The organism is Thiomonas bhubaneswarensis (genome assembly GCF_001418255.1).
Lineage (GTDB): Bacteria > Pseudomonadota > Gammaproteobacteria > Burkholderiales > Burkholderiaceae_C > Thiomonas > Thiomonas bhubaneswarensis.
The window spans coordinates 191,883-217,175 of the sequence record NZ_LIPV01000002.1 but is presented as its reverse complement, the minus strand read 5'-3'; the positions used below and the strand labels follow the sequence as shown (position 1 = coordinate 217,175).

Here is a 25,293-nt window from a genome sequence, read left to right as displayed (position 1 = left end):
TATGAGTGCTGCGAGTTCACTGCGAAATCCAGCCGAAGCCCTTCATGGCCTGCAGGGTGGAACTGGCGATCACCTTGTAACCGGCGGGCGTGGGATGGACCGAATCCGCAAAGAGCCAAGTGCCCAGGTTGGCGGTGCTGGCAACCGCAGCCGTGTTTGGCGTGTTCACGTTGCAAAGCAGTGAGCTCGTCATTGCCGGGTTGCACCAGGGCGTCGTCACATTGGTGAAGCCAAACTGCGAGGGGTTGGCGATTTCCTGATTGAGCAGGCTGTAGCCATCGAGCACTTTGACCGGTTGCCCCTGCAGGTCGTTGAGCAACCGCTGGTTGAACACTTGCACCAGATTCGACAGCAGATAGCAAGGCGTGGAGGTAGACTTGTTGTCGCAGACATAGCCCGCGGGCGGAGCTTGCGGAGGCGTCATCCCGGTGTAAGGCAGACCACGACCAAACGGCGTCAGCGACGAGTCCGGCAGGGTGTAGACCAAGACATACTTGGCCCCCTTGCTGGTGATCAGGTTGACCTGGGCAGCGAGTTCGTCGGCCGCTTGCGCCACGGTCGCCTGAGCGACGGCAACCGCCTGCGAGGTTGCATCATGCTGCGCAGTCGCCTTGATGGACGCGATTTGCGCCTGGGTCAGATTGGGGTTTTGTTGCAAAGCGCTGCTCACGGCCTGCGTGACCGCCTGGGTCACGGTGGCGCTCACGGTTCCAAGCGCCGTGAAAATGTCGTTATTGCCCGCCAGCACCGTCACCAGTTGATTGCCGTTGAAACTGCCACCGAATTGATCGAGGTAGTTTTGAATCTGTTGCGTCACCGGATAGGTTAGTGCACCGCCGGGGTTGGCCGTGTTCATCGGATTTCCAATGCCAATGGGGTTACTCACCATGGAGCCTCCCTGCGCGAAATTGGTGCAGGTCGCCTGCCCGGATGCGGCTGGAGCGCTGAACGCACAGACGGTAGGCGTCGGGGTCGGTCCGCTTGTTCCCAGATACATCACCCCAGAAGTGGTGCCGTAACCGATGACGTTGGGCGTCAATCCAACATTCAGGCTTGCAGCCAGAACGCCCGTCCAATTGCCGGTGGTGTCCCCATTGACCGTGAACTGACCACCAGCAGGATAAGGCAAGCCCGTAAAGGGAACCGACGCTCCATAGGTGCTAATCGCCGCCAAGGTGTAGGCGCCATCGTCTGAAAGACTGTCTCCGAACGCCACGACCTGCTTGAACCCGCCGCTCGGCGGCGCAGTCGGCGCCGTGCTTGCCGCATTCACGCTTGCCACGGTTGACAGCGTCGGCGCCGAGGGGTTGCCTCCGCCACCGCAACCCGACAAGCCCAAGGCGCTGGCCAGGGCCAGCGCAATCCAGACGCGATTCCGCATGAATATCTCCTCAAACATTGTTGTAGGCCTGCTGACCTGCAGGCGGGCGGGTCAAAAAAGAACGACCGTTCGGTTCAGCATATCCCAGGGAAAATGGCGTCGCAAGTGAGGATTTCCGCATTTCGCACAGGATTGCACTTTCGCAACATTTTGATACACGGCGCGCAGGGCGCAGTGAAAACGGCAGTCCTTGGACTGACTTTAGCCGCTACCCGATCCCTTGGCCGCGCGGCCGAGACGGTCGCGCAGCGCCAGCCAGTCGGCGGTCAGAGGGACAGACTCGACCCAGATCTGGCGAAACCCGCCAACGTCGAGTGCGCGCATGGCGGCGTAGAGCTCGCGGGCATAGATCGTTGCGTCTGCGGGCAGGGCCACCCAGTTGGCCGACGGGCCGGTGGGGCTGGGGTGAAGGGCCAGCACGCCAATGCCAGCCGCCCGGGCGGGCCAGTCGGCGTCGATGTCCGCGCCGCTTCGCAGCAGCAGCGGGGTGCGCGGCGCGTAGTGCGCGGGCAGTGCGCCAGCCACTCGGGGAGACCCTTCTGTCGGGCGTAACAGCTCTTGCTCGGTCACGCCCAGCGCCGCAGCGAGGTCTGCCGCCTGCAACTGCCCTGGCCGCAGGATGCGGGGTGGCTGTGCGGTGCAATCGACGATGGTGCTCTCGATGCCGACGGCGCACGCGCCGCCATCAAGCACCAGCAGGCTGTCGCCGAGTTCGGCACGAACATGCGCTGCGGTGGTGGGGCTGATGCGGCCAAACCGGTTCGCCGAAGGCGCGGCCAATCCGCCCTGCCCGCCTTTGAACAGCGCCAGCACCGCCTGCGCGACCGGATGAGAAGGGCAACGCAGCCCGATGGTGTCTTGTCCGCCGACGCAGGCCTGGGCCACACTGGGCCTGCGCGGCAAAATCAGCGTCAGCGGGCCGGGCCAGAACGCTGCCGCAAGCCGACGCGCCGCCTCGGGCACCTCGGCGGCCCAGTGCCCCAGATCGGCATGGCGGTGCACATGCACGATCACGGGATGGTCGACTGGCCGTCCCTTGGCGGCGTAGATTTTGGCGACGGCGTCGGGGTTCTCGGCGTCAGCAGCCAGGCCATAGACGGTTTCGGTCGGCAAGCCGATGATCTCACCTGCCTCCAGACGCCGCACGGCCTCGATGATTTCGCGCGGACGCACCTGGGCGTCGGTACCGATCTCGGCCATGTCAGAACGGCTCCAGCCCGAGGATGGCACAGGCTCGCAGTGCGATCTCCCGCGCCTGCGCCGGGGTGGCCGCGGTACAAGTGAGATGGCCCATCTTGCGACCCTTGCGCGGGGCGTGCTTGCCATAGAGGTGCAGATGAGCGTCGGCCAGTGCCAGCACCGCCGCCCAGTCGGGCTCGCGTTGACGGCCCGCGGCGTCGAACCAGAGATCGCCGAGCAGATTGAGCATGACGCTGGCGCTGTGCTGCCGGGGCATGGGCAGGGGCGCGTTCACCAAAGCGCGCCATTGCAGCTCGAACTGCGAGACGGTGCAGGAATCGAGGGTGTGATGCCCGGAGTTGTGCGGGCGCGGCGCGATTTCGTTGGCCAGCAGGCGACCGTCGCGCAGCACGAAAAATTCCACGCAGAGCACGCCCACATAGTCCAGCCCCTGCGCCACCGTGCGTGCGGCGTTCTGCGCCGCCTCGGCGATGTCTGGTTTGATGGAGGGGCCGGGCGAAAAGCTGGCAAACAGAATGCCGTCGCGGTGCAGATTCTGCTGCGGCTCGAACCACACCATGCTGTCGTCTCGCCCGCGCGCCATCACCACCGATAGCTCGTAAGCCAGGTCGAGCTTTTTCTCCAACACGCAATCCACCCCGCCCAGGGCAGACCATGCCGCTGGCAGATCGGCAGCGCACGCCACCGACATCTGGCCCTTGCCGTCGTAGCCCAGCCTCGTGGTCTTGAGGATGCCGGGGAAGAGATCGGCACCGACCGCGCTCGGGTCGCTGCCCGCCGCCAGCACGGCGTGCGGTGCGCAAGGCACGCCCAGTCGGTGGAACAAGGCCTTTTCCTGCGCCCGATCCTGGCAAAGCGCCAGCGCTTTCGGTGCCGGTGCCAGCGGCACACGCGCATCGAGCCACTGCATCGACGCTGCGGGAATGTTCTCGAACTCGACCGTCACCGCCGCGCAGTCGCGGGCAAGCTGATCGAGCGCCAGGGGATCGTCGTAACGTGCGGCGAGATGGCGCCCGGTGACCTGTGCCGCAGGGGCCGCCTCGTCGGCTTCGAGCACGGTCACACCGTAACCCGCGCTTTGCGCAGCCTGCGCGAACATGCGACCCAGTTGTCCGCCGCCGAGCACGCCCAGCGTCGCGCCAGGGGGAATGAAGGCCGACTCCTGACTCATGCCGCGGTTCCCACGCGCATCGCACGCGCCGCGGCGGTCTGCTCCGCGCGAAACGCGTCGAGCTTGTCGCGCAAATCAGAGTCGTGCGCCGCCAGCATCGCCACGGCAAACAGCGCGGCATTCGCCGCACCGGCCTCGCCGATGGCGAAGGTCGCCACGGGAATGCCCTTGGGCATCTGCACGATGGACAGCAGCGAGTCCTCGCCCCGCAAATACTTGCTGGGAACCGGCACACCCAGCACCGGCACCGCCGTCTTGGCCGCCAGCATACCCGGCAGATGCGCCGCGCCACCGGCACCGGCGATGATGGCCCGCAGGCCGCGAGATTGCGCGCCTTCGGCATAAGCGAACAGGTCGTCGGGCATGCGGTGGGCCGATACCACCTGGCATTCGTGTGCTACACCGAAGCGGGCGAGGATGTCGGCCGCATGGCGCATTACCTCCCAGTCGCTTTGCGAACCCATCACCACGCCGATTGCGGCCATCTGCCTGCTCCTGTGCACAGAAAAGTGGAGATTTTAGGAATCTGCGGCAGACGCTTTCAAAACCTCGCCCCGCTATGCTTGCAGCAAAAGGCGCAGTCTGCGCCGCCATACCCCTCTTGGTATGGCGCCGAACGCCCCCATCTGCCCTGCTTTCAGGAGTCGAACATGATTGATGCCACCGTAGCCAATTTTGAAACCGAAGTCGTCGAAGCCTCCAACACCGTCCCCGTGCTGGTGGATCTGTGGGCGCCTTGGTGCGGCCCCTGCCGCGCGCTCGGCCCCATTCTCGAAAAGCTGGAGGTGGCTTACGAAGGCCGATTCAAACTGGTGAAGATCAACACCGAGGAAGAGCAGGAACTGGCGGCCGCCTTCGGCGTGCGCAGCATTCCCATGGTGATGCTGCTCAAAAATGGCCAGCCGGTGGACGGCTTCGTCGGCGCCCTGCCCGAGGGCCAGATCCGCGAGTTCCTCGACAAGCATGTGCCCGACACGGCGCCGGACCAGGGCGACGAAGCCCCTGCGCCCGAGGCCGGAGCCGCCGCCGGGCCCGCGCTGTCGCCGCTGGAGAAGCTGCAGCAAGACCTTGCCGCCAATCCTGCCAACGAGGCCGCGCGCAAGACCTATGTCGAACTGCTGCTGAAGGACGGCCGCACGGCAGAGGCCAAGATGGCTTTCGAGCCCCTGGCGGGCAAGGCTCTGGCCGACGCACGCATTCAGGCGCTGGGCGACTGGCTCGCCGCCGCCCAGGCCGCGCCCGGTTTGCCTGCCGTGGAAGCGCTGCAGGCCAGCATCTCGGCCAACAAGCGGGACTTCGACGCCCGCTACGCCTTGGCACAGCAGCACATGGCCGCGCAGCAGTGGACGGCGGCGCTCGACGAACTGCTCGACATCCTCATGCGCGACAAGACCTGGAGCGACGACCGCGCGCGCAAGACCTTTGTCAACATCCTCGAACTGATGACCCCGGCCGACGCCCCCAAGCCCGCGCCCGGCCAGCCGCCCGCCACCGACCCCACGGTCGAAAGCTACCGCCGCCGACTGAGCATGACGGTGCTGAGCTGACAATTACACGCCACAACGCCGACTTCGAGTCGGCGTTGTTTCGTTGTCTATCGGGCCATCACAGCGTGATCTGCGTGCCCAGCAGTTTGAGAAACTGCGCCATCCACGCCGGGTGCGCCGGCCAGGCGGGGGCTGTCACCAGATTGCCCTGCGTGACCGCCTGATCGACCGCGATCTCCGCGTAGTCTCCGCCCGCTGCGCGCACTTCAGGGCCGCAGGCGGGATAGGCCGAACAATGCCGCCCCTGCAGCACCCCCGCGGCGGCCAGAATCTGCGCGCCGTGGCATACCGCCGCCACGGGTTTGTTCGCCTGGAAAAAATGGCGCACGATCTCCAGCACGCGCGGATTGAGCCGCAGATATTCGGGCGCCCGCCCGCCTGGGATGACCAGCGCGTCGTAATCCTCCGCCTTGACGTCGGCGAAGGTGGCGTTGAGTGTGAAGTTGTGACCGGGCTTTTCGGAATAGGTTTGCGCGCCTTCGAAATCGTGGATGGCGGTCTTGACCTGATCGCCCGCCTTCTTGTCCGGACACACGGCATGCACCATGTGGCCCACGGTCAGCAGCGTCTGGAACGGCACCATGGTCTCGTAGTCTTCGGCGTAGTCGCCCGCCAGCAGCAGAATGCGTTTTGCAGCCATTTTCTCGTCTCCGTTGTCACCGCACATGCGGCTGTTCGATTGTGAATCCGCTGTGCGCGAAAACTCAAGCTTGCGATGCCCGGATTTCTACAATGCCTGCGTTCCCCTTGAAAGCCACGCCCATGCCTTCTGCCCTGCTGCAATCCACCATCACTTCCCTGCCCCTGCTGTCGCGCGGCAAGGTGCGCGAAAACTACGCTGTCGGCGACGACCGGCTGCTGATGGTCGCGACCGACCGCATCTCGGCCTTCGATGTCATCATGGCAGAGCCGATTCCGGGCAAGGGCGAAATTCTCACTCGCATGGCTCGCTTCTGGTTCGGCCTGCTGCACGACGTGGTGCCCAACCATCTGCTCGATGTCGACCCCGAAACCGTGGTCGCGCCCGACGAGCGCGAGCAGGTGCGCGGTCGCGCCATGGTGGTCAAGCGCCTCAAGCCCCTGCCGGTGGAAGCCGTGGTGCGCGGCTATCTCGCCGGCTCGGGCTGGAAGGACTATCAGGCTTCGGGCGCGGTCTGCGGCGTGGCCCTGCCCGCCGGGCTCGAGCTCGCGAGCAAGCTGCCCGAGCCCATTTTCACCCCGGCGACCAAAGCCGAGCTGGGCGAGCATGACGAGAACATCTCCTTCGCCCAGATGGAACGAGCCGTTGGCGCCGAGCTTGCCGCGCGGGTGCGCGACGTCAGCATCGCCCTGTACCAGCGCGCCGCTGATTACGCCGCCCAACGAGGCATCCTGATCGCCGACACCAAGTTCGAGTTCGGCCTGGACGAAAACGGCACCCTCACCCTGATGGACGAAGTGCTCACCCCCGATTCCTCGCGCTTCTGGCCTGCCGACACCTGGGCCGAGGGCAGTTCGCCGCCCAGCTTCGACAAGCAGTTCCTCCGCGACTGGCTCGAAGGTGTGCCCGGCTGGAACAAACAACCGCCCCCCCCCACTCTGCCCGCCGATGTCATCGCGCACACCGTGGCACGCTACCGCGAAGCTCTGGAGCGGCTCACGTCCTGAAGCCGTAAGCCACCACCACGCCTGCAAAGATCGCCAGCCCCAGGTAGTGATTGAGTCTGAAGGCGCGAAAGCATTGCGCCGGGTTGCGCTCGCGGATGAGGGTGTAGTGATGAACCGCCTGGGCGGCTGCCGCTGCGATGCCCAGGAAGTAAGGCCAGCCGAGCTGCAGCGCCCAGCCGACTGCGGCCCACAGCGCCAAATAGGCCGCGTAGCTCGCCATCACCGCCGCCACGTCGGCGCGGCCGAAGGTGATGGCCGAGGTCTTGATGCCCACCTTGAGGTCGTCCTCCCGGTCGACCATGGCGTATTCGGTGTCGTAGGCCAGCACCCAGAACAGATTGCCCAGCAGCAGCACCCAGGCCAGCAGCGGAACCTCGGCTCGCGCCGCAGCGAAGGCCATGGGAATGCCGAAACTGAAGGCCACGCCGAGGTAGGCCTGCGGCAGCGCCAGCCAGCGTTTGGTGTAGGGATAGGCGATGGCAATCAGCAGAGCCGCGACCGACATCTGAATGGTAAGCGCGTTGGTGGTGAGCACCAGACCGAAGGCGACGAGCGCCAGCACGGCCCCCACGAGCAAGGCTTCACGGGTGGATACCTTGCCGGAAGTCACGGGCCGTTGCGCGGTGCGGCGCACGGCGCGATCGAAATCCTGATCGGCCACGTCGTTGACGGCGCAGCCGGCCGAACGCATGAGAAAGGTGCCCGCGATGAACACCACGACCAGCCACCAGCTCGGGCGGCCGTCGCTGGCGATCCACAAGGCCGACAGGCTCGGCCACAGCAATAGAAGAGACCCGACCGGCTTGTCCCATCGGATCAAGGCCAGCCACAAGCGCAGACGTTCCATGCGTGAATTATCGCCAGCGCGCAAGGAACGTCGAAGCGAGCCCGATCAGGCCTCGAGGAGCGAGCGCAGCATCCAGGCGGTCTTTTCGTGGATGTCCAGACGCTGGGTCATCAGGTCGGCGGTAGGCTGGTCGTTGACCTCATCGGCCACGGAGAACACCGAGCGCGCCGTCTTCGCCACGCCCTCGTGCCCCTTCACCAGAATGCCGATCATCTCCTGCGCCTTCGGCGGCTGCGCCGGCACGTCGGGCAGGCTGGAGCGCGAGCTGAAACCGTGATACGAGCCCGGCACCGCGAAACCGAGGGCGCGAATGCGCTCGGCAATCGGATCGACGGCATTCCACAGCTCGGTGTACTGCTCCATGAACATCAGGTGCAGGCTGTTGAACATGGGCCCGGTCACGTTCCAGTGGAAGTTGTGCGTCGTGAGGTAGAGGGTGTAGGTATCGGCCAGCAGATGCGAGAGCTGTTCGGCCACCTTGGCCCGATCGGCGTCGGAGATGCCGATGTGAATCGGCGCGGGCGAGGCATGCAGCGTGGTCTTGCTCATGATGTTCCTTTCAGTCTGTTGGTCCAGGGTTAACCATAATGCCTGGTTGCAAACCGCGGCGAGCGCGGGGCTTCAAAAAATGGAGTAGGCGTGTGGGCCGAGGGTTCAGGCGCCGTATCCTTCCGGGTTGCCCTGCTGCCAGCGCCAGGCGTCGGCGCAGATGGTGTCCAGCCCGCGTTTGGCGCTCCAGCCCAGAAGGTCGCGTGCGGCGCTGGGATCGGCCCAGCATTCGGCGATGTCGCCCGGACGGCGCGCCACGATCTCGTACGGCAGATCACGGCCTATGCTCTTGCCGAAGGCCTGCACCATCTGCAGCACCGAGTACCCCTGGCCGGTGCCCAGGTTGACGGTGAACATGCCCTCTTTCGCCAGCAGGTGCTTGAGTGCGGCCACATGCCCTTCGGCCAGATCCATGACGTGGATGTAGTCGCGCACGCCGCTGCCGTCCACCGTGGGCCAGTCGCCCCCGAACACGCGCAGCTTCTGCAGACGGCCCACGGCCACCTGCGTGATGAAGGGCATGAGGTTGTTGGGAATGCCGCGCGGGTCTTCACCGATCAAGCCGCTTTCGTGCGCGCCAACCGGGTTGAAGTAGCGCAGGCGGGCGATGCGCCAATGCGGCTCGGCGCGGTACAGATCGCCGAGGATTTCCTCGATCATCAGCTTGCTGCGGCCATACGGGTTGGTCGCGCTGAGCGGAAAGTCTTCACGGATGGGCACCGAAGCCGGGTCTCCATAGACCGTGGCCGAGGACGAGAAAATGAGGTTGTTCACCTTGGCGCGCTGCATCACCTGCAGCAGAACCACGGTGCCGCCGACGTTGTTGTCGTAGTACATGAGCGGCTTCTCGACCGATTCGCCCACGGCCTTCAGGCCGGCGAAGTGGATCACGGCGTCGATCTTGTGCTGCGCGAAAACGGCGTCGAGCCGGGCGACATCGCGGATGTCTGCCTGCACGAAAGCCGGGCGCTTGCCGGTGATGCGCTCCACCCGCGCCAGCGACTCAGCGCTGCTGTTGCACAGGTTGTCGTACACCACGGGGGTGTAGCCCGCTTCGATCAGGGCCACGCAGGTATGCGAGCCGATATACCCGGCGCCGCCGGTCACGAGAATGGTCGCTGAGGTCATGGGTTCGTGTGTTCGTCGAGGGTGAGAGAAGACAGTGCCTATTCTGCCTTGCAAGAATGATGCTCACGCATCGCGGCCCACCCGGCCCCGTTACGATGCCTCGCCATGGCTACCGAAAACCTTGTCGCCCTGCCCCCTTCTCCCTGGATCGTCCGCCATGCCGCGTGGCTGCGGCCTGGTGCTACCGTGCTCGACGTCGCCTGTGGCGGCGGACGACATGTACGCTGGCTGTACCAGCGAGGATTCAAAGTGTTCGCGGTGGATCGCAACGCCGAGGCCATCGCCGGGCTGAGCGCCATTGCAGACGCCCGGGTCGCCGACCTCGAAGCCGGGCCCTGGCCCTACGGGGATCAGACCTTCGACGCAGTGGTCGTGACCAATTATCTGTGGCGCCCGCTGCTGCCGCGAATCGTGCAGGCCATCGCGTCGGGCGGCTTTCTGCTGTACGAAACCTTCGCCGTCGGGCAGGCCAGCCTGGGCAAGCCGTCCAATCCCGAGTTCCTGCTGCGACCCGGCGAGTTGCTCGACGCGGTGCGCCCGACGCTGCGGGCGCTGGCGTATGAAGATGGCTTCGTCGAGACCCCGCACCCGGCCTATGTGCAGCGCATCGCCGCCGTGAGGGAGGCACCCAACGCCCAGGCGGCAGACCGATACAATCTTCCTATTTGACAAGCAGCTGGCTCACAGCGCACGCAGAACAATGTCCTCCCAACCTCTGGTCATCCGTGGCAGCATCGTCGCGCTGGTGACCCCCATGCACTCCGACGGCAGCGTGGACTTTGACGCGCTGCGCAAACTGGTCGATTGGCATATCGAACAAGGCACCGACTGCATCAGCCCCTGCGGCACCACCGGTGAGTCGCCTACCCTGCCCGTGGAAGAGCACATCGAGATCGTGCGAACGGTCGTCGAGCAGGTCGCGGGCCGGGTGCCGGTGATGGCGGGTGCCGGCGCCAACTCCACGCGCGAAGCCATCGAGCTGACGCGCCGCTGCAAAGACGTCGGCGCCGATTGCGTGCTCAGTGTCGTGCCCTACTACAACCGGCCCACGCAGGAGGGCATGGCAGCGCACTTCACCGCCATCGCCGAGGCCGTCGATATTCCCGTGGTGCTCTACAACGTGCCGGGTCGCACCGTGGCTGATATGAGCGTGGACACCGCACTGCGTCTGGCGCAGGTGCCCGGCATCATCGGCATCAAGGAGGCCTCGGGCAATATCGACCGCGCCGCCCAGCTCATTCGCCGCGCGCCTTCGTCTTTCTCCATCTATTCGGGCGACGATCCGACGGCCGTGGCCCTGATGCTGCTGGGCGGGCACGGCAACATCAGCGTGTCGGCCAACGTCGTTCCGCGCCGCATGCATGAGTTGTGTGTAGCAGCCATGGCGGGCAACGCCGCGCTCGCCAGCAAACTGCATTTCGAGCTGATAGAACTCAACCAGCAGTTGTTCTGCGAACCCAACCCGATTCCCGTCAAGCAGGCCCTGCACTTCATGGGCCGCATCGGGTCGGGGCTGCGGCTGCCCCTGACCCCGCTGCAAAGCTCGCTCCACCCGAAGCTGCGCGCGGTGCTGCAGGCGCTGGACCTGCCCCTCGTTCACTGACCCTCCGTATTTCCGAGACCCCCTTTGCGTATGAACCTATCCCAAACCTGGCGACTGAGCGCCCTGTCCCTCGCCCTGGGCGCTGGCGTCCTCATGAGTGGTTGCTCCTCCCTGAATACGGTCGTGCAGGGCAAGAGTGTGGACTATGAAAGCGCCAAGCAGGGCAACCCCCTGGAAGTGCCGCCCGATCTGACGCAGTTGGCCAGGCAGGAACGCTATGTGGTGCCGGGCAATCCCAATGCCCCCGTGAGCGCCCTGGCCTATGACAGGGGCTTGCAGACCGCCGAGCAGGTCGCCAAGACCAATGCCGTGCTGCCTCAGTATCCCGGCATGCACATCGATCAGGCGGGCAGCCAGCGCTGGCTGGTAGTCGATGCCACCCCGGACCAGCTATGGGAAAAGGTCAAGGGCTTCTGGCAGGAGAACGGCTTTTACCTCACACAGGCCGATGCCACGACCGGTGTGATGGAAACCGACTGGGCCGAAAACCGCGCTAAGCTGCCGCAAGATTTCATCCGCAAGTATCTGGGCAAGGTGTTCGACAGCCTCTACGACACCGGCACCCGCGACCGCTTCCGCACCGTGTTCGAGCGCACGCCGGATGGCAAGGGCACGCAGATCTACATCACCCACCAGTCGATGAAGGAGGTCTACAACTCCAACGACAAATCGACCACCGCCTGGGAGCCCGCCACACCCGACCCTGGCCTCAACACCATCTTCCTGCGCAAGCTCATGGTCACGCTCGGAATGAGTGATGAGGCCGCGAAACAGCGCCTCGACAATCCGACGCCGATCGCGCAGCCCGTGGCCGCCAAGCTCACGGACGACGGCCTGGCACTGCAACTGCAGGACGGTTTCGAGACCGCATGGCGCAAGGTCAGCCTGGCGATCAACACGGCAGGCTTCACCGTGATCGAGCGCAACCGGGCCGAGGGCCGATTCGATGTGCGCTACATCAGCGCCGAAGCCGCGCTCAAGGCCTCGCAGGACAGCAGCGGCTTTTTCGGCAAGCTGTTCGGCAAGAAGGAAAGCGAGCCCAAACCTGCCGATTACCGCATTGCCCTGCAAAATGCCGGGACGCAAACCGTGGTGACCGTGCAGACGCTCGACGGCAAACCGCTGAAGACGGACGACGCCCGCAAGATCCTGCAAATCCTGCAGCAGCAGATTCAGTAAGACGCGCTGGGCCGTGGCAGCCCCAGCAGGGTGGCCGCGGTCATTCGGTTCATCACAGCAACCGAAGAAGACAACGAAAAGCCCGGCTTTCGCCGGGCAACAAAAAAGCCGACTTTCGCCGGCTTTTTTGCGATTGCCAGTCGATTACTTGGCAGCGCTGGCGCCAGAAGCAGCGGCGGCAGGAGCCGAAGCGGCAGGGGCCGAAGCAGCGGCGGGAGCCGAAGCAGGAGCCGAAGCAGCGGCGGGAGCCGAGGCAGCGGCGGGAGCCGAGGCAGCGGCGGGAGCGGAAGCAGCAGGAGCGGCTTCTTCCTTCTTGCCGCAAGCGGCCAGGGCGAGAGCGGCGATCATGGATGCCAGCAGAATGGACTTTTTCATTACTTTCCTCTAAGCGTCAGTCAAAAATGGGCGCAAGCCCGATAAATTCGTAACCGTCCTGATTGAACCCAATTGCAACCAGAACCGGTATGCATATCAAGTTCAGCGAGTAAGTATAGTGGGACTTCGGGTTATCCCCGTGTTGCAGATTCGTAGCGCGAAATCCATCTGTTGCGGATTTGTCACAATCCGAGAATCCCCGAAGGAAAGGCGGGCACGGCCTGCTCCCAGGCTGCATCGAAACGAAGGCTGAACGCGTGCATGCGTGAGGCGGTCTGGATGCATTCGCCCGACATCCAAGTGGCCGTGTGGGCATAGACCACGCAGCGCTCGGACGCCGCCAATTCCACCAGCCCACCCGCGCGTGACTCGGCAATCTGGCGGCAGGCGACCCTGTGGGCGAAGTCGCGGCGGAACGTGGCGAAGCGCGGGAACCGCGTTGCGACCTGACCCCAGTCCAGCGCGAGAAAGCGCATGGCATCGGGACGTTTGGCATCGCGCAGCGCCCACAATTCGAGCAGCCGCATGAACGCCGATTGGTCCAGCGGCCAGGCCCGATAGTCGGCGCTGAAGCAGCGAAGGCTCGTGCTTTGATCTGCCACAACGGCGCTCAGCGCCACATGTGCTTGGGTGCGCGTATCGAACGAAACATCCAGCCCGAAATCATCCATGGCGGCCCTGCGCAGGCTTGCCTGCAGCACCGTAGACGTCAACGCCGACTTGCAGCCAGCCCAGCGCGCACCAATCGGCCAGCAAGGCCAGCTCGGCGGGGCTGGCGCTCTGCACCTGGGAGACGTTCAGCGTTTGCTGGTCGGCCAAGGTGCGCAACAGTGCCGAGGAGGCCAGAGGCATCTCGACGGTCTCGCCATTGATGAAGACCGAGGTTGCCGTATAGAGCATTTTGCTGCGCCGATCCAGACGGCAACCCGACTGGCGGCAGGCGCGGCGCAGCGCAGATTTGTTGGCCTCGGCAGCCTCGAACCAGACCTGCGGCTTGGGCGTCGTCAGGTAGATACCGAGCATGTTCTCGAACCAGGCGGCATCCGGTTTGAGGCGGGCGAAAGCGTCGCGCGCAAACTTGACCATCGCGGGGGGCAGCAAAGCGGGTGCGGCTTGCGAGCGCAGCGGCGGGTCGCGGTAAATCTCGCCGCCCTGTTGCGCCTCGGCCAGTTGCCACAGCACTTCCTTGAGCAGTTCGCCCTGCGGAGGCGCGCGGAAACCGATGGAATAGGTCATGCAGTCGTCGCTGGCGGCAATGCCGTCATGCCCCCAGCCCGGCGGCAGATAGAGCATGTCGCCGGGTTCGAGCACCAGGTCTTCCTCGGGCGTGAACCGTGCCAGCAGCTTGACGGGCTTGCCCGGCTGGAGCGTGGCGTCGTGCACCGGCCCGATGCGCCATCGCCTGCGCCCTGCAGCCTGCAGCAGAAACACGTCGTAAGCGTCCTGATGCGGCCCGACGCCTCCACCCTTGCTCGCCCAGGAGATCATCAGATCGTCCAGCCGTGCGTCGGGAATGAACCGGAACAGGCGCAGCAGCTCGCTGGCCGCATCGACATGAAGGTTTACGCCCTGAACGAGCAGGGTCCAGTTGGGTTTCTCGACTGCGGGAAGCTGCTTGCGGGTGAACGGCCCGTGATCGAGCTGCCAACGCCGACCCTCGCGCTGCAGCAGGCGCGACTCGACATCCTCGTCGGCGGCCAGGGCAAATAATTGCGCGCGGCTGAGCAGCGGCTGAAATCCCGGAAAGGCCTGGCGCAGCAGCAGGGGCTTGCGCTGCCAGAAATCGCGCAGAAAGCGGGCCTCGGTGCAGGCCCCCCAATGCAGCGTCGCGTTTGACATCTTGGTCATGTTCCAATGCGGGCAAACTTGGTTTCGTTCCCCGTTTCCGTTCCTAAACTCCTACGAGCATACCCATGAAAATCACCGAAGGCCTTGTCGCCACCCTGTCCTGGCGCATGACGGACTCGCAAGGCGAGTTGATCGACGAAAACTTGGAGGGCGATGACTTCTATGTCGGCGGTGACGACCTGCTGCCGCGCATGGCCGAGCAGATGATGGGCAAGGGAGCGGGCGACAAGGGCGACATCTACCTGCAGCCCGAAGACGCCTTCGGAGACTACGACGCCGACCTGCTGCTGGTCGAGGATCGGAAGCTGTTTCCCGCCGAACTCGAAGAGGGCATGATGTTCGAGCAACTGCCCGAGGGCTGCTCGGACGGTGCCAAAGGGGTGTTCTACACCGTGACCGAGATTCACGACGACAAGGTACTGCTCGACGGCAATCACCCCCTGGCCGGTCTGGCGCTGCGCATCGAATACACCGTGCTCGACGTGCGCGCGGCCGACCCCGACGAGATCGAAGCCCAAAGCGCCCTGCTCGACTCGGCCGATGCCGGGCTGTTCATGCCCGGTGAGAAGTAGAGCGAAGTAGGCGGCTCAGTCGGAAGCGCGCTTGCCCGACTGCGCGGCCTCGCGCTGTCGACGCGCCTGCTTGCGTGCCCGCCACTCCAAGCGCAGATGCAGGCTCCAGCCCAGGCGGGTGATGGCGTAGCCGACGACGGCCAAAATGAGTGCCAGCAGCGGCACGCCGATGAACAAGGGCGTGCCCAGGTTCCACGCCCAATGCGCCAGCGCGACGGTGGAGTCCCATAGATGCAGCCAGTCGAAGTTCGGCGGCGCCACCAGCGTCTGCGCGGCGTGGGCTGGCGACACCATCCTGCCCAGCTTGTAGGCCACGAGGTAGAGCGGCACGATGGTCAGCGGATTACTGTAGAGCGTAACCACCAGCGCGATGGGAAAATTGCAGCGCGCCACCATGGCGATCAGACCGGCGGTGAGCATCTGGAACGGCCCCGGAATCAGCCCGCCGATCATGCCTGCGGCCACCGCCAGCGCCACGCTGCGGCGGTTCAGACTCCACAGCGACGGATGCGCGATGTAGCGGGCAAACGGGCGCAGCCAGCGGCTGTCCTGCATGGCCTCGAACTTGCGTACCAGCGCCTTCGCCCAGCGACGTGCCATTTTCCGTCCGGGTTCAATGCGCGCCGGTGGAGCCAAAGCCCCCGCTGCCGCGGGCGGTAGCGTCGAAGCTGTCCACCACCTCCCACTGCGCCTGCACCACCGGCACGATGACCATCTGCGCGATACGTTCCATCGGCTGCACCGTGTAGGCCGTAGCGCTGCGGTTCCAGCAGCTCACCATCAGCGGGCCCTGATAGTCGGAATCGATCAGCCCCACCAGATTGCCCAGCACCACGCCGTGCTTGTGCCCCAGCCCCGAGCGCGGCAGCAGCATGGCGCAAAGGTTCGGGTCGCCGATGTGCATGGCCAGCCCGGTGGGAATCAGTTCGGCCTGGCCCGGCTGCAGGGTCAGCGGCGCGTCGATGCAGGCACGCAGATCCATGCCGGCGCTGCCGGGGCTAGCGTAGGCGGGAAGCTGCTCGCGCAGACGGTCATCGAGCAGGCGCACGGCGATACGGGTCTGGGACAAGACGAATCCTTGGAAGGTGTTGAATCAGTTTGAAGACCGCGACATCGCGGTTCAGCCGCCAGATCGATCCAGCCGCGCGGCTATCTCGGCCACCAGCTTGCGCGCGAGCACCAGCTTGTCGCCGCTGCCCAGGGGGTGATGGCCTGCGGCGTCGAACAGCTCCAGCCGGTTGTCGTCGCGGCCGAAGGTGTCCGGCCCGAGGTTGCCCACCAGCAAGGGCACGTTCTTGCGCAGCCGCTTGGCTGCGGCGTTTTCTGCTAGGTTTTCACTCTCGGCGGCGAATCCCACGCAGAACGGCGGCTGCGGCAGCGCGGCCACGGTGGCGAGGATGTCGGGGTTGGGTTGCAAGGCAATGGCAGGTGCGCCCTCGCCTTCCTGTTTTTTCTGCTTCTGCGCGTGCACATGCACAGGCCGCCAGTCGGCCACGGCGGCTGTGGCGATGAAAATCTGCGCCGCGCCGACCCGCGCCATGACGGCGTCGAACATCTCCTGCGCGCTGACCACGTCGATGCGTTGCACCCCATGCGGCGCGGGCAGCGCGGTGGGGCCGCTGACCAGCACCACCTCGGCGCCCGCCTCGCGCGCGGCGCGGGCGACGGCGTAGCCCATCTTGCCGCTGGAGCGGTTGGTCAGGCCGCGAACCGGGTCGATGGCCTCGAAGGTAGGCCCGGCGGTGACCAGCACCGTGCGTCCGGCCAGAAGCCTGGGCTGAAACGCGGCCACGATGTCCTGCAAAAGATCGTCGGGCTCAACCATGCGGCCTTCACCCACTTCGCCGCAGGCCTGCTCGCCTGCTGCCGGGCCGCTGATCAGCGCCCCGTCGGCGCGCAGCCGGGCCACGTTGCGCTGCGTCGCCGGGTGGCCCCACATCTCGCGGTTCATCGCCGGGGCAAACAGCACCGGTTTGTCGGAGGCAAGCAGCAGGGTGGAGAGCAGATCGTCGGCAATGCCGTTGGCGGCCTTGCCCAGCACGTCAGCCGTGGCCGGGGCGACCACCACCAGGTCGGCAGCACGGGTGAGACCGATGTGCGGCATGCCGTCGGCCACAGGCGACTGCCACAGATCGTCGACCACCGGCCTGCCGGTGAGCGCCTGCAGCGTGGCCGCGCCGATGAAGCGCGCCCCGGATGCGGTAAGCACTGCCTGCACGCTCGCCCCCTGTTTGACCAGGAGTCGGCACAGCTCGGCGGCCTTGTAAGCGGCAACGCCGCCAGTGACGGCGAGGACGATGTGTTTGCCTGACAGGTGCATGGACGGGGCTTCAGACGACGATGGTGGTACGACTGTGCGCCATTGTAGAAACCTCCCCCGCAGGCGCTGCGTCCCGATCCACGCGCGCCATCATCGCCCGTCTTTTGCGTGGACCGGACTGTCCTTTGGCGCGGGAACCTGCGCCTCGTAGAGGCTCGCATAGGGGGTATGGCGGCTCAGTGCCACCTGCAGCAGGTAGGCGATGGCCACGGCGAGCATGGCCGGGGCCATGAGCTTGTAGCCGCCGGTCATTTCGGCCACCATCACCGTGGTTGCCACGGGCACCCGGCCTGCCGCGCCGAACGTCGCCGCCATGCCCACCATGGCCAGCGCCGCTGCGGGCACCGCATCCACACCGAAGAGTTGAAGCAGGGCCGCGAAAGCCGCCCCCAGCAGCGCACCGACGAAAAGACTCGGCGCGAACACCCCGCCGGAACCTCCGGAACCCACGGTGAGCGAGAGCGCGGCGAGCTTGGCGACCGAGAGCACCAGCAGCAAACCCAACGAGCTGGCTGCCAGGCTGCCCTGCACGGCAAGCTGGATCACGCCGTAGCCGCCGGCCAGAATCTGCGGCAGGAACAGGCCGATCACGCCAACCAGCAATCCGCCGATCGCCGGCTTGACATGATTGGGAATCCGCAGGGCGCGGAAGGCGTTGCGCACACCGTAGAACAGATTGGGCAGCAGCGTGCCCATGATCCCGCAAAGCACTCCCAGCAGCGCATACCAGAGCAGCTCGACGGGTTGGTCGAATTGCACCGTGGTCGGTATGTCGAACAGCGTGCCCCAGCCAGTGAACAGACACACCACGGCGTAGGCCACCGCCGCGCCAGCCAGGGTGAACGGCAGTGCGCGGCCTTCCAGGTGCATGCCGGCGTAGAGCACTTCGACGGCAAAAATGGCCGTACCCAGGGGGCTGCGGAAAATGGCCGACAAGCCGGCGGCCATGCCCACCAGCACCATCAGCCGCACCTCGTCGTCCGACAGCCGCAACAGCCGACCCAGCACCGAGCCCACCCCTGCCGCGATCTGCGCGGTCGGCCCCTCGCGGCCGGCGGCCCCGCCCGAGCCGATGGTGATGGCCGAGGCGATGCTCTTGACCACGATGACCCGCCCGCGCACATAGCCACGCAACTGGTGAAACGCCTTGACCGCGCCATCGGTACCGTGCCCTTCGGCCTCGGGAGCGAAGGTATAGACCAGCACACCGGCGATCAAACCACCCAGCGTGGTGGAGGCCAGAATCCACAGATTCCACCCCTGATCGAACGCGGGCAGTGCCGTGAGTTGCTTTGCCCCCGCCACCGTCAGCGGCGTCACCCCGGCGATGCGGCCGAGCATCCAGTATTGCGCCTGATCGAGCATCCACAGAAAGACCACCGCGCCCAGGCCGCCGATCACCCCAAGCACCAGACTCAGCGCCAGCATGCGCCAAGGGCGCAGGTAGGCCCCATCTGCGGGAAGCAGGCCATCGGGCCGGGAGTTTTGGGAGGGTGTCATTCCAGGTACTTGACCCGACCGCTGCTCAATCAGGCGTTCAGACGCTGTTGCAGCAGGTCGCGCGCCTGGGCTAGCGCGGCGTCGATCTGCGCGGGCTGGCTGCCGCCGGCCATGGCGAAGTCAGGTCTGCCACCGCCCTTGCCGCCCACGGCCTGCGCGGCTGCGCTGACCAGATCACCGGCCTTGATGCTGGCGATGCGGTCTGCGGTGACGCCTGCGGCCAGCTGCACCTTGTCGCCCTCGGCGCTGGCCAAGAGCACCACACCGGTCTTGAGTTTGGACTTGATGCGATCCACCGCCTCGCGCAGACCCTTGGCATCGAGCCCGTCCATGCGCGCCAGCAGCACCGAGGTGCCGCCGATGTCGATCGCCTGCGACACTAGGGCGTCGCCCTGCGCGGCGGCCTGCTGCGCCTTGAGCTGGGCCAGATCTTTTTCGATCTGGCGTTGCTGTTCGAGCAGTTGCTCGACCTTGGCCACCGACTCCTCGGCCGGCGCCTTCAGGGTGCGCGACAACCGCGCGACCAGCGCGTTCTGCTGCTGCACGAAGGCCAGCGCGTTCAGCCCCGTGATGGCTTCCACGCGGCGGATGCCCGCAGCCACGCCACCCTCGAACACGATCTTGAACAGCCCAATGTCGCCGGTGCGCGCCACGTGGGTGCCGCCGCACAGTTCGCGCGAGGTGCCGATGTCGAGCACCCGCACGGTGTCGCCGTACTTCTCGCCGAACAACATCATCGCGCCCAGTCCCTTGGCCTCGTCGATGGGCATGACGCGCGCCACGGTGGCGGCGTTGGCCAGAATTTCTTCGTTGACCATGCGCTCGACGCGGGCGATCTCGTCGTCGCTCATCGGCGCGTCGTGGGCGAAGTCGAAGCGGGTCTTGTCGGCATCGACCAGCGAGCCCTTCTGCTGCACATGGTCGCCCAGCACCAGGCGCAGCGCCTTGTGCATCAGGTGGGTCACGCTGTGGTTGCGCATGGTGGCGGCGCGGCGCTCGGCGTCCACCTGAGCGGCGACGATCTCGCCCACCTTCAGGCTGCCCGATTCCAGCGTGCCGTGATGGCCGAACACCTCAGCCTGGATTTTCTGCGTGTCATGCACGACAAAGCGCAGGTTGCACGAGTCTCCCTCGAACAGCACGCCGCTGTCGCCCACCTGCCCGCCGGACTCGGCGTAGAACGGGGTGCGGTCGAGCACCACCACGCCGTTGTCGCCAGCCCGCAGTTCGGCGACCGAGGTGCCGTCCTTGTAGAGCGCCACCACCCGCGCCTCTTTCACCAGCAGATGCTCGTAGCCGTCGAAACGGGTCTTGTCGCCGACATAGTCGAGCGCGGCCTGCATCTTGAACTTGCCCGCCGCTCGGGCCTGCTCGCGCTGGCGCGCCATGGCGGCGTCGAACGCCTCTTCATCGACCTTCATACCGTGTTCGCGGCAAACGTCCTGCGTGAGGTCGAGCGGGAAGCCGAAGGTGTCGTGCAGCTTGAAAGCCAGTTCGCCCGGCAGCAGATTGCCGCCTGCCGCGCGCAGAGCGGCCAGCTCGGCATCGAGCATGCCCATGCCGTGCTCGATGGTCTCGAAAAACCGGCCCTCCTCGGCTTGCAGCACATCGGCCACACGGTTGCGCGCCTCGGCCAGCTCGGGGTAGGCTGCACCCATCTGTTCGGCCAGATCGGGCACCAGCCGGTAGAAGAAAGGCTGACGCACGCCCAGCTTGTAGCCGTGACGAATGGCGCGACGCACGATGCGGCGCAGCACGAAGCCGCGCCCCTCGTTGCCGGGAATGACACCATCGACGATGAGGAAGGCGCAGGCGCGGATGTGGTCGGCGATGACCTTGAGCGAGGCGTGGCCGAGGTCGGCGGTGGCGGTCTCACGCGCGGCGGCCTTGATGAGCGCCTGGAACAGGTCGATCTCGTAATTGCTGTGCACATGCTGCAGCACCGCGGCAATGCGCTCCAGGCCCATGCCGGTGTCCACACAGGGCTTGGGCAACGGCTTCTGGCGGAAGATCGCCAGCTTGTAAGCCGCGCCATCCTTGCTCACCAGGCCGATGCCGCCCTCGGCCTCGACCTGCGCCTTGCGCGCCTTGGCCTGGTCTTCGGTGTCGAAGCGCTCTTCGCCCGCGGCGTAGCGCTCGAACTGCATGAACACCAGGTTCCAGATTTCGATGTAGCGGTCGCCGTCTTCCTCTGGCGAACCGGGCGGGCCGCCCCAGACCTCGGGGCCGTGGTCGTAGAAGATTTCGCTGCACGGCCCGCAGGGGCCGGTGTCGGCCATCTGCCAGAAGTTGTCGGAGGCGTAGCGCGCGCCCTTGTTGTCGCCGATGCGGATGATGCGCTCCACCGGCACGCCGACTTCCTTGGCCCAGATGTCGTGCGCCTCGTCGTCCTCGGCGTACACCGTGACCCACAGCTTCTCGGCCGGCAGCTTGTAAACGCGAGTGAGCAGCTCCCAGGCGTAGCGGATGGCCTCGCGCTTGAAGTAGTCGCCGAAGCTGAAGTTGCCCAGCATCTCGAAGAAGGTGTGGTGCCGCGCGGTGTAGCCCACGTTCTCCAGGTCGTTGTGCTTGCCGCCGGCGCGCACGCAGCGCTGCGCGGTGGTGGCGCGCTTGTAAGGCCGCTGATCCTGACCGAGAAACACGTCCTTGAACTGCACCATGCCCGAGTTGGTGAACAGCAGCGTGGGGTCGTTGCCCGGCACAAGCGAGGACGACGGCACGCGGGTGGCGCCCTGCGATTCGAAATAGGCCAGAAATTTTTCGCGGATGTCGGAGACGTTCATGGGGCGGGTAAGTGGCTGGGTCGCAAGGGCCGAACTGGCACTGGCGCATGGCAGTGCAAAACGATAGATTTTAGGGCTTGCCACCTGGCCCCACAGATCGTCAGTTGTTGCCCCAAGACGCCTAATCCCCGTTCACCATCACCGGAGCTGCCCATGAACCGGCCCGCCAATCCGCTGTCCCTGCTCAAAGACCCCTCGCTGTTCAAGACCCAGGCCTATATCGACGGCGCCTGGATCGACTCCGCCCGCCGCTTTGCCGTCACCGATCCGGCCACCAACACCGAGCTCGCCCAGGTGCCCGCGCTGGAGCCGATGCACGCGCAGCTCGCCATCGACGCCGCAGACGCAGCCTGGCCCGCCTGGCGCGCCCTGCCCGCCAAGCAGCGCGCCGCCATCCTGCGCAAATGGTTCGACCTGCTCGTTGCCAACGCCGACGACCTGGCACGCCTGATGACCGCCGAGCAAGGCAAGCCGCTGGCCGAGGCCAAGGGCGAAGTGCTCTACGGCGCCAGCTTTGTCGAGTGGTTCGCCGAAGAAGCCAAGCGCGTGTACGGTGAAACCATTCCCAGCCCCGACGCCACCAAGCGCCTGCTCGTGCTCAAGCAGCCGGTGGGCGTGTGCGCCGCGATCACGCCGTGGAACTTCCCGCTGGCCATGATCACCCGCAAGGTCGCGCCGGCGTTGGCGGCTGGCTGCCCCGTGGTCATCAAGCCTGCCGAACAGACACCGCTGACCGCGCTGGCCGCGGCCGAGCTGGCCCACCGCGCCGGTATTCCGCGCGGCGTGCTCAATGTGCTCACGGCCGACGCTGAGGGCTCGATCGCCATCGGCAAGCTGCTGTGCGCCTCGCCGGTGGTGCGTCATCTTTCGTTCACCGGCTCCACCGAGGTGGGGCGCATCCTCATGGCGCAGTCGGCGCCCAGCATCAAGAAGCTGTCGCTGGAACTCGGGGGCAATGCGCCCTTCATCGTGTTCGACGACGCCGACCTCGACTCGGCCATCGAGGGCGCCATGGCGAGCAAATACCGCAATGCCGGCCAGACCTGCGTCTGCGCCAACCGGCTGTACGTGCAGGACGGCATCTACGACCGCTTTGTCGAACGTCTGGCACAGGCCGTGGGCAGCCTGAAAGTAGGCGACGGCTTCGAGGAAGGCGTCAACCTCGGCCCGCTGATCGACGACCAGGCGCTGGCCAAGGTGGAAAAACACATCAGCGACGCCACCGCAAAGGGCGCGCGCATGGTCGTGGGCGGCAAACGGGTGGAGACCGGCCCCAACACAGGTCGGTTCTTCCAGGCCACGGTGCTGGCCGACGTGACGTCTGACATGCTCTGCGCCCGCGAGGAAACCTTCGGCCCGGTCGCGCCCGTGTTCCGCTTCAAGACCGAAGCCGAGGCCATCGCCGCCGCCAACGCCACCGAGTTCGGCCTGGCCGCCTATTTCTTCAGCCGCGACATCGGCCGCATCTTCCGCGTGGCCGAAGAACTCGAATACGGCATGGTGGGCATCAACACCGGCCTGATGTCCAACGAAGTCGCGCCTTTCGGCGGCGTGAAACAATCCGGCCTGGGCCGCGAAGGCTCGCATCACGGCATCGACGAATATGTCGAAATGAAATATCTCTGCCTTGGTGATTTGAACAAATAGCCCTCATAGCGGGGCTGGATGGCGTATCAGCCATCCAGCCCCGCCAGCACCCGCACATGCTCGGCCACGCTGCGGCCGAGGGCGCTCAGGTTGTAGCCGCCTTCGAGGCAGGAGACGATGCGGCCTTCGCACTGCGCTTCGGCGAAGTCCACCAGTTGGCGGGTGATCCAGGCGTAGTCGTCTTCGACCAGGCCCATCTGCCCCATGTCGTCCTCGCGGTGGGCGTCGAAACCGGCGCTGATGAACAGCATCTGCGGCGCAAACTCGCGCAGCCGCGGCAGCCATTGTTCAGTGACGATGCGGCGCACCACGTCGCCGCGGGTGTAGGCCGGCACCGGCACGTTGAGCATATTGGACTGATTCCCCTCCGCCCCTGAGTAGGGGTAGAACGGGTGCTGGAAAAAGCTCACCATCAAGACCCGCGCATCGCCGCGAAAGATGTCCTGGGTGCCGTTGCCGTGATGCACGTCGAAATCGACGATGGCCACGCGCTCCAATCCGCGCACGTCGAGGGCGTGACGTGCAGCCACGGCCACATTGCCGAAAAAGCAGAAGCCCATGGCCTGATCGCGGGTGGCATGGTGGCCGGGCGGGCGGATGGCGCAGAAGGCGTTGTGCAGATGGCCGTCGATCACCGCATCGGTGGCGCTGATGGCCGTGCCCGCGGCGCGCAGCGCGGCCTGCCAGGTGTGCGGGTTCATCAGAGTATCGGCGTCGATCCACTCGTGACCTTCGGTGAAATCGCCGCGCTGCTTCAGATCGGCGACATACAGCGCCGAATGCGCGCGCTCCAGCGCCTCGAGGCTGGCGAACGGCGCGTCGTCGTGACGCTCCAGCCAGGGGGCGATCTGCGCGGCGATCAGCCGGTCTTCGATCGCGGCCAGGCGCTGCGGGCACTCGGGATGATCCGCCCCCATCTCGTGCAGGGCGCAGTCGGCATGGGTGTAGAAGCCGGTGGTCATGGTGCTTGTCTCCTGCGGCATTTCCCTCGAATCGAGCCTGCGGACGCCGCGCCCGTAGCATAGTGCGCTGCATCCCCACTGCCTCGCTGCCCGTGAAACCTCCCGCCCTGACACCCTTGCTCGACCAGCTCGAGACCATCATCGTCGGCAAACGCCCGCAGATCGAGCTCGCCGTGTGCTGCCTGCTGGCGGGCGGCCATCTGCTCATCGAGGATCTGCCCGGCGTGGGCAAGACCACGCTGGCCCACGCCCTGGCCGCCACCCTGGGCCTGCAATACGCCCGCGCCCAGTTCACGGCCGATCTGATGCCCGGCGACTTGCTGGGCATCTCGGTGTTCGACCGCAATCGCGGCGAGTTCATCTTTCATCCCGGCCCGGTGTTTTCGCAGGTGCTGCTGGCCGATGAGATCAACCGCGCCGGCCCCAAGGTGCAAAGCGCCCTGCTCGAAGCCATGGAGGAACGTCAAGTCAGCGTGGACGGCCTCACGCGCCGTCTGCCCGAGCCATTTTTTGTCATCGCCACGCAAAACCCGTTCGACCAGCTCGGCACCTACGCCCTGCCCGAGTCGCAGCTCGATCGCTTTCTGCTGTGCATCTCGCTGGGCTACCCCAGCCGCGCCGCCGAGCGCGCCCTGCTCGAAGGCCGCGACCGGCGCGAACTCATCGCCGCGCTGCAGCCGGTGCTCACACCGCAGATGCTGATCGAGCTGCAACATCAGGTGCAGAAGGTGCATGCCGCGCCCGCGCTGCTCGATTATGTGCAGGAGCTGCTGGCGCAGACGCGCAACGGTCGCTGGTTCGTCGAAGGCCTGAGCCCGCGCGCGGGTCTGGGCCTGCTGCGCGCTGCCCGCGCCTGGGCGCTGCTGCAAGGACGCGACTACCTCATCCCCGACGACGTGCAGCAGGTGTTGCCCGCCGTGGCCGGGCACCGCCTGCGCACCCCCGACAGCCCCTCGGTCAACCGCGTGGCCTCGCTGCAGGCCGTGCGTGCGCTCATCGACCAGGTGCCGGTGTAAGGCCGACCAAGCAGCGTC

General features: G+C 65.9%; 25 protein-coding genes. 8 read left to right on the top strand and 17 right to left on the bottom strand.

The window, feature by feature from the left end:
- Positions 1 to 16: 16 nt before the first annotated feature.
- The 4 genes from ASC45_RS03570 to purE all read right to left on the bottom strand — a co-directional run bounded on the left by ASC45_RS03570 (position 17) and on the right by purE (position 4,237).
- The gene (locus tag ASC45_RS03570; protein ID WP_245609937.1) at positions 17 to 1,282 is read right to left on the bottom strand and encodes an SGNH/GDSL hydrolase family protein; all 1,266 of its coding nucleotides are present in this window, start codon (positions 1,280 to 1,282) and stop codon (positions 17 to 19) included.
- 300 nt (positions 1,283 to 1,582) lie between these two features.
- Positions 1,583 to 2,581 (bottom strand): L-threonylcarbamoyladenylate synthase, encoded by a 999-nt coding sequence (locus ASC45_RS03565; protein ID WP_055449658.1) that lies wholly within the window; start codon positions 2,579 to 2,581, stop codon positions 1,583 to 1,585.
- Between the two features lies 1 nt (position 2,582).
- On the bottom strand, positions 2,583 to 3,752 hold the full coding sequence (locus ASC45_RS03560; protein WP_055449657.1) for a 5-(carboxyamino)imidazole ribonucleotide synthase: 1,170 nt from the start codon (positions 3,750 to 3,752) through the stop codon (positions 2,583 to 2,585).
- Entirely contained in the window at positions 3,749 to 4,237 is a 489-nt protein-coding gene (purE, locus tag ASC45_RS03555) for a 5-(carboxyamino)imidazole ribonucleotide mutase (RefSeq protein ID WP_055449656.1), read from the bottom strand. Before purE ends, ASC45_RS03560 begins: the two co-directional genes overlap by 4 nt.
- A 165-nt stretch (positions 4,238 to 4,402) precedes the next feature.
- On the opposite strand from purE, the gene trxA reads away from it, so the two are divergent.
- Complete coding sequence (gene trxA, locus ASC45_RS03550) at positions 4,403 to 5,299, top strand: thioredoxin (protein ID WP_055449655.1); 897 nt, start codon at positions 4,403 to 4,405, stop codon at positions 5,297 to 5,299.
- A gap of 58 nt (positions 5,300 to 5,357) precedes the next feature.
- On the opposite strand, the gene ASC45_RS03545 is transcribed toward trxA, so the two are convergent.
- On the bottom strand, positions 5,358 to 5,939 hold the full coding sequence (locus ASC45_RS03545; protein ID WP_055449654.1) for a DJ-1/PfpI family protein: 582 nt from the start codon (positions 5,937 to 5,939) through the stop codon (positions 5,358 to 5,360).
- A 122-nt stretch (positions 5,940 to 6,061) separates the two neighbouring features.
- Here ASC45_RS03545 and ASC45_RS03540 point away from each other — a divergent pair, with 122 nt between their 5' ends.
- A complete protein-coding gene (locus tag ASC45_RS03540; protein WP_055449653.1) occupies positions 6,062 to 6,946 on the top strand; it encodes a phosphoribosylaminoimidazolesuccinocarboxamide synthase in 885 nt (294 codons plus the stop codon).
- Here the strand turns inward: ASC45_RS03540 and ubiA are convergent.
- From ubiA to galE, 3 genes are all read right to left on the bottom strand, one after another.
- Positions 6,936 to 7,793: a 4-hydroxybenzoate octaprenyltransferase gene (ubiA, locus tag ASC45_RS03535; RefSeq protein WP_055449652.1), complete on the bottom strand. Its 858-nt coding sequence runs from the start codon at positions 7,791 to 7,793 to the stop codon at positions 6,936 to 6,938. The two genes, ASC45_RS03540 and ubiA, sit on opposite strands and share 11 nt — an antisense overlap.
- A gap of 45 nt (positions 7,794 to 7,838) precedes the next feature.
- Positions 7,839 to 8,342 carry a Dps family protein gene (locus tag ASC45_RS03530; RefSeq protein WP_055449651.1) on the bottom strand — a complete coding sequence of 168 codons (504 nt, stop codon included), beginning with the start codon at positions 8,340 to 8,342 and terminating at the stop codon, positions 7,839 to 7,841.
- A 105-nt stretch (positions 8,343 to 8,447) separates the two neighbouring features.
- Positions 8,448 to 9,470, bottom strand: coding sequence for a UDP-glucose 4-epimerase GalE (gene galE, locus ASC45_RS03525; protein WP_055449650.1), 1,023 nt, complete (start codon positions 9,468 to 9,470; stop codon positions 8,448 to 8,450).
- A gap of 105 nt (positions 9,471 to 9,575) precedes the next feature.
- Between galE and ASC45_RS03520 the strand changes: the two genes are divergently transcribed.
- Genes ASC45_RS03520 through bamC form a run of 3 tightly spaced genes read left to right on the top strand, consistent with a single transcriptional unit; the run spans position 9,576 to position 12,252 of the window.
- Positions 9,576 to 10,139: a class I SAM-dependent methyltransferase gene (locus ASC45_RS03520; RefSeq protein ID WP_055449649.1), complete on the top strand. Its 564-nt coding sequence runs from the start codon at positions 9,576 to 9,578 to the stop codon at positions 10,137 to 10,139.
- Between the two features lie 31 nt (positions 10,140 to 10,170).
- A complete protein-coding gene (dapA, locus tag ASC45_RS03515) occupies positions 10,171 to 11,073 on the top strand; it encodes a 4-hydroxy-tetrahydrodipicolinate synthase (RefSeq protein ID WP_055449648.1) in 903 nt (300 codons plus the stop codon).
- A gap of 30 nt (positions 11,074 to 11,103) precedes the next feature.
- Positions 11,104 to 12,252 carry an outer membrane protein assembly factor BamC gene (gene bamC / locus ASC45_RS03510; protein ID WP_055449647.1) on the top strand — a complete coding sequence of 383 codons (1,149 nt, stop codon included), beginning with the start codon at positions 11,104 to 11,106 and terminating at the stop codon, positions 12,250 to 12,252.
- Positions 12,253 to 12,396: 144 nt separating this feature from the next.
- On the opposite strand, the gene ASC45_RS03505 is transcribed toward bamC, so the two are convergent.
- The 3 genes from ASC45_RS03505 to ASC45_RS03495 form a co-directional block, all read right to left on the bottom strand.
- The gene (locus ASC45_RS03505) at positions 12,397 to 12,627 is read right to left on the bottom strand and encodes a hypothetical protein (protein ID WP_055449646.1); all 231 of its coding nucleotides are present in this window, start codon (positions 12,625 to 12,627) and stop codon (positions 12,397 to 12,399) included.
- Positions 12,628 to 12,809: 182 nt separating this feature from the next.
- A complete protein-coding gene (locus ASC45_RS03500; protein WP_055449645.1) occupies positions 12,810 to 13,298 on the bottom strand; it encodes a hypothetical protein in 489 nt (162 codons plus the stop codon).
- Positions 13,291 to 14,475 carry a JmjC domain-containing protein gene (locus ASC45_RS03495; RefSeq protein ID WP_174514699.1) on the bottom strand — a complete coding sequence of 395 codons (1,185 nt, stop codon included), beginning with the start codon at positions 14,473 to 14,475 and terminating at the stop codon, positions 13,291 to 13,293. Before ASC45_RS03495 ends, ASC45_RS03500 begins: the two co-directional genes overlap by 8 nt.
- A 65-nt stretch (positions 14,476 to 14,540) precedes the next feature.
- Here ASC45_RS03495 and ASC45_RS03490 point away from each other — a divergent pair, with 65 nt between their 5' ends.
- The gene (locus ASC45_RS03490; protein ID WP_055449644.1) at positions 14,541 to 15,047 is read left to right on the top strand and encodes an FKBP-type peptidyl-prolyl cis-trans isomerase; all 507 of its coding nucleotides are present in this window, start codon (positions 14,541 to 14,543) and stop codon (positions 15,045 to 15,047) included.
- A gap of 15 nt (positions 15,048 to 15,062) precedes the next feature.
- Here the strand turns inward: ASC45_RS03490 and ASC45_RS03485 are convergent, their stop codons facing one another.
- From ASC45_RS03485 to alaS, 5 genes are all read right to left on the bottom strand, one after another.
- On the bottom strand, positions 15,063 to 15,647 hold the full coding sequence (locus tag ASC45_RS03485) for a DUF2062 domain-containing protein (protein ID WP_055449643.1): 585 nt from the start codon (positions 15,645 to 15,647) through the stop codon (positions 15,063 to 15,065).
- 13 nt (positions 15,648 to 15,660) lie between these two features.
- Entirely contained in the window at positions 15,661 to 16,116 is a 456-nt protein-coding gene (gene dut, locus ASC45_RS03480; RefSeq protein ID WP_055449642.1) for a dUTP diphosphatase, read from the bottom strand.
- A gap of 51 nt (positions 16,117 to 16,167) precedes the next feature.
- The gene (coaBC, locus tag ASC45_RS03475; protein ID WP_055449641.1) at positions 16,168 to 17,367 is read right to left on the bottom strand and encodes a bifunctional phosphopantothenoylcysteine decarboxylase/phosphopantothenate--cysteine ligase CoaBC; all 1,200 of its coding nucleotides are present in this window, start codon (positions 17,365 to 17,367) and stop codon (positions 16,168 to 16,170) included.
- A 90-nt stretch (positions 17,368 to 17,457) separates the two neighbouring features.
- Entirely contained in the window at positions 17,458 to 18,867 is a 1,410-nt protein-coding gene (locus ASC45_RS03470; protein ID WP_055449640.1) for a chloride channel protein, read from the bottom strand.
- Positions 18,868 to 18,896: 29 nt separating this feature from the next.
- On the bottom strand, positions 18,897 to 21,650 hold the full coding sequence (alaS, locus tag ASC45_RS03465) for an alanine--tRNA ligase (protein ID WP_055449639.1): 2,754 nt from the start codon (positions 21,648 to 21,650) through the stop codon (positions 18,897 to 18,899).
- 153 nt (positions 21,651 to 21,803) lie between these two features.
- On the opposite strand from alaS, the gene ASC45_RS03460 reads away from it, so the two are divergent.
- Entirely contained in the window at positions 21,804 to 23,297 is a 1,494-nt protein-coding gene (locus ASC45_RS03460) for an NAD-dependent succinate-semialdehyde dehydrogenase (protein ID WP_055449638.1), read from the top strand.
- Positions 23,298 to 23,323: 26 nt separating this feature from the next.
- Here ASC45_RS03460 and ASC45_RS03455 read toward each other — a convergent pair whose 3' ends face one another.
- Complete coding sequence (locus ASC45_RS03455) at positions 23,324 to 24,259, bottom strand: histone deacetylase family protein (RefSeq protein WP_055449637.1); 936 nt, start codon at positions 24,257 to 24,259, stop codon at positions 23,324 to 23,326.
- 92 nt (positions 24,260 to 24,351) lie between these two features.
- Between ASC45_RS03455 and ASC45_RS03450 the strand changes: the two genes are divergently transcribed.
- Positions 24,352 to 25,275 (top strand): AAA family ATPase, encoded by a 924-nt coding sequence (locus ASC45_RS03450; protein WP_055449815.1) that lies wholly within the window; start codon positions 24,352 to 24,354, stop codon positions 25,273 to 25,275.
- Positions 25,276 to 25,293: the final 18 nt, after the last annotated feature.

Coding starts and splice junctions, on each gene's coding strand:
- ASC45_RS03540 (WP_055449653.1), top strand. CDS start 6,062: ATGCCTTCTGCCCTGCTGCAATCCACCATCACTTCCCTGCCCCTGCTG.
- ASC45_RS03505 (WP_055449646.1), bottom strand. CDS start 12,627: ATGAAAAAGTCCATTCTGCTGGCATCCATGATCGCCGCTCTCGCCCTG.
- ASC45_RS03470 (WP_055449640.1), bottom strand. CDS start 18,867: ATGACACCCTCCCAAAACTCCCGGCCCGATGGCCTGCTTCCCGCAGAT.
- bamC (WP_055449647.1), top strand. CDS start 11,104: ATGAACCTATCCCAAACCTGGCGACTGAGCGCCCTGTCCCTCGCCCTG.
- coaBC (WP_055449641.1), bottom strand. CDS start 17,367: ATGCACCTGTCAGGCAAACACATCGTCCTCGCCGTCACTGGCGGCGTT.
- ASC45_RS03545 (WP_055449654.1), bottom strand. CDS start 5,939: ATGGCTGCAAAACGCATTCTGCTGCTGGCGGGCGACTACGCCGAAGAC.
- ASC45_RS03455 (WP_055449637.1), bottom strand. CDS start 24,259: ATGACCACCGGCTTCTACACCCATGCCGACTGCGCCCTGCACGAGATG.
- ASC45_RS03530 (WP_055449651.1), bottom strand. CDS start 8,342: ATGAGCAAGACCACGCTGCATGCCTCGCCCGCGCCGATTCACATCGGC.
- ubiA (WP_055449652.1), bottom strand. CDS start 7,793: ATGGAACGTCTGCGCTTGTGGCTGGCCTTGATCCGATGGGACAAGCCG.
- purE (WP_055449656.1), bottom strand. CDS start 4,237: ATGGCCGCAATCGGCGTGGTGATGGGTTCGCAAAGCGACTGGGAGGTA.
- ASC45_RS03490 (WP_055449644.1), top strand. CDS start 14,541: ATGAAAATCACCGAAGGCCTTGTCGCCACCCTGTCCTGGCGCATGACG.
- ASC45_RS03565 (WP_055449658.1), bottom strand. CDS start 2,581: ATGGCCGAGATCGGTACCGACGCCCAGGTGCGTCCGCGCGAAATCATC.
- ASC45_RS03485 (WP_055449643.1), bottom strand. CDS start 15,647: ATGGCACGTCGCTGGGCGAAGGCGCTGGTACGCAAGTTCGAGGCCATG.
- ASC45_RS03560 (WP_055449657.1), bottom strand. CDS start 3,752: ATGAGTCAGGAGTCGGCCTTCATTCCCCCTGGCGCGACGCTGGGCGTG.
- ASC45_RS03495 (WP_174514699.1), bottom strand. CDS start 14,475: ATGACCAAGATGTCAAACGCGACGCTGCATTGGGGGGCCTGCACCGAG.
- ASC45_RS03520 (WP_055449649.1), top strand. CDS start 9,576: ATGGCTACCGAAAACCTTGTCGCCCTGCCCCCTTCTCCCTGGATCGTC.
- ASC45_RS03460 (WP_055449638.1), top strand. CDS start 21,804: ATGAACCGGCCCGCCAATCCGCTGTCCCTGCTCAAAGACCCCTCGCTG.
- galE (WP_055449650.1), bottom strand. CDS start 9,470: ATGACCTCAGCGACCATTCTCGTGACCGGCGGCGCCGGGTATATCGGC.
- dapA (WP_055449648.1), top strand. CDS start 10,171: ATGTCCTCCCAACCTCTGGTCATCCGTGGCAGCATCGTCGCGCTGGTG.
- trxA (WP_055449655.1), top strand. CDS start 4,403: ATGATTGATGCCACCGTAGCCAATTTTGAAACCGAAGTCGTCGAAGCC.
- ASC45_RS03500 (WP_055449645.1), bottom strand. CDS start 13,298: ATGGATGATTTCGGGCTGGATGTTTCGTTCGATACGCGCACCCAAGCA.
- alaS (WP_055449639.1), bottom strand. CDS start 21,650: ATGAACGTCTCCGACATCCGCGAAAAATTTCTGGCCTATTTCGAATCG.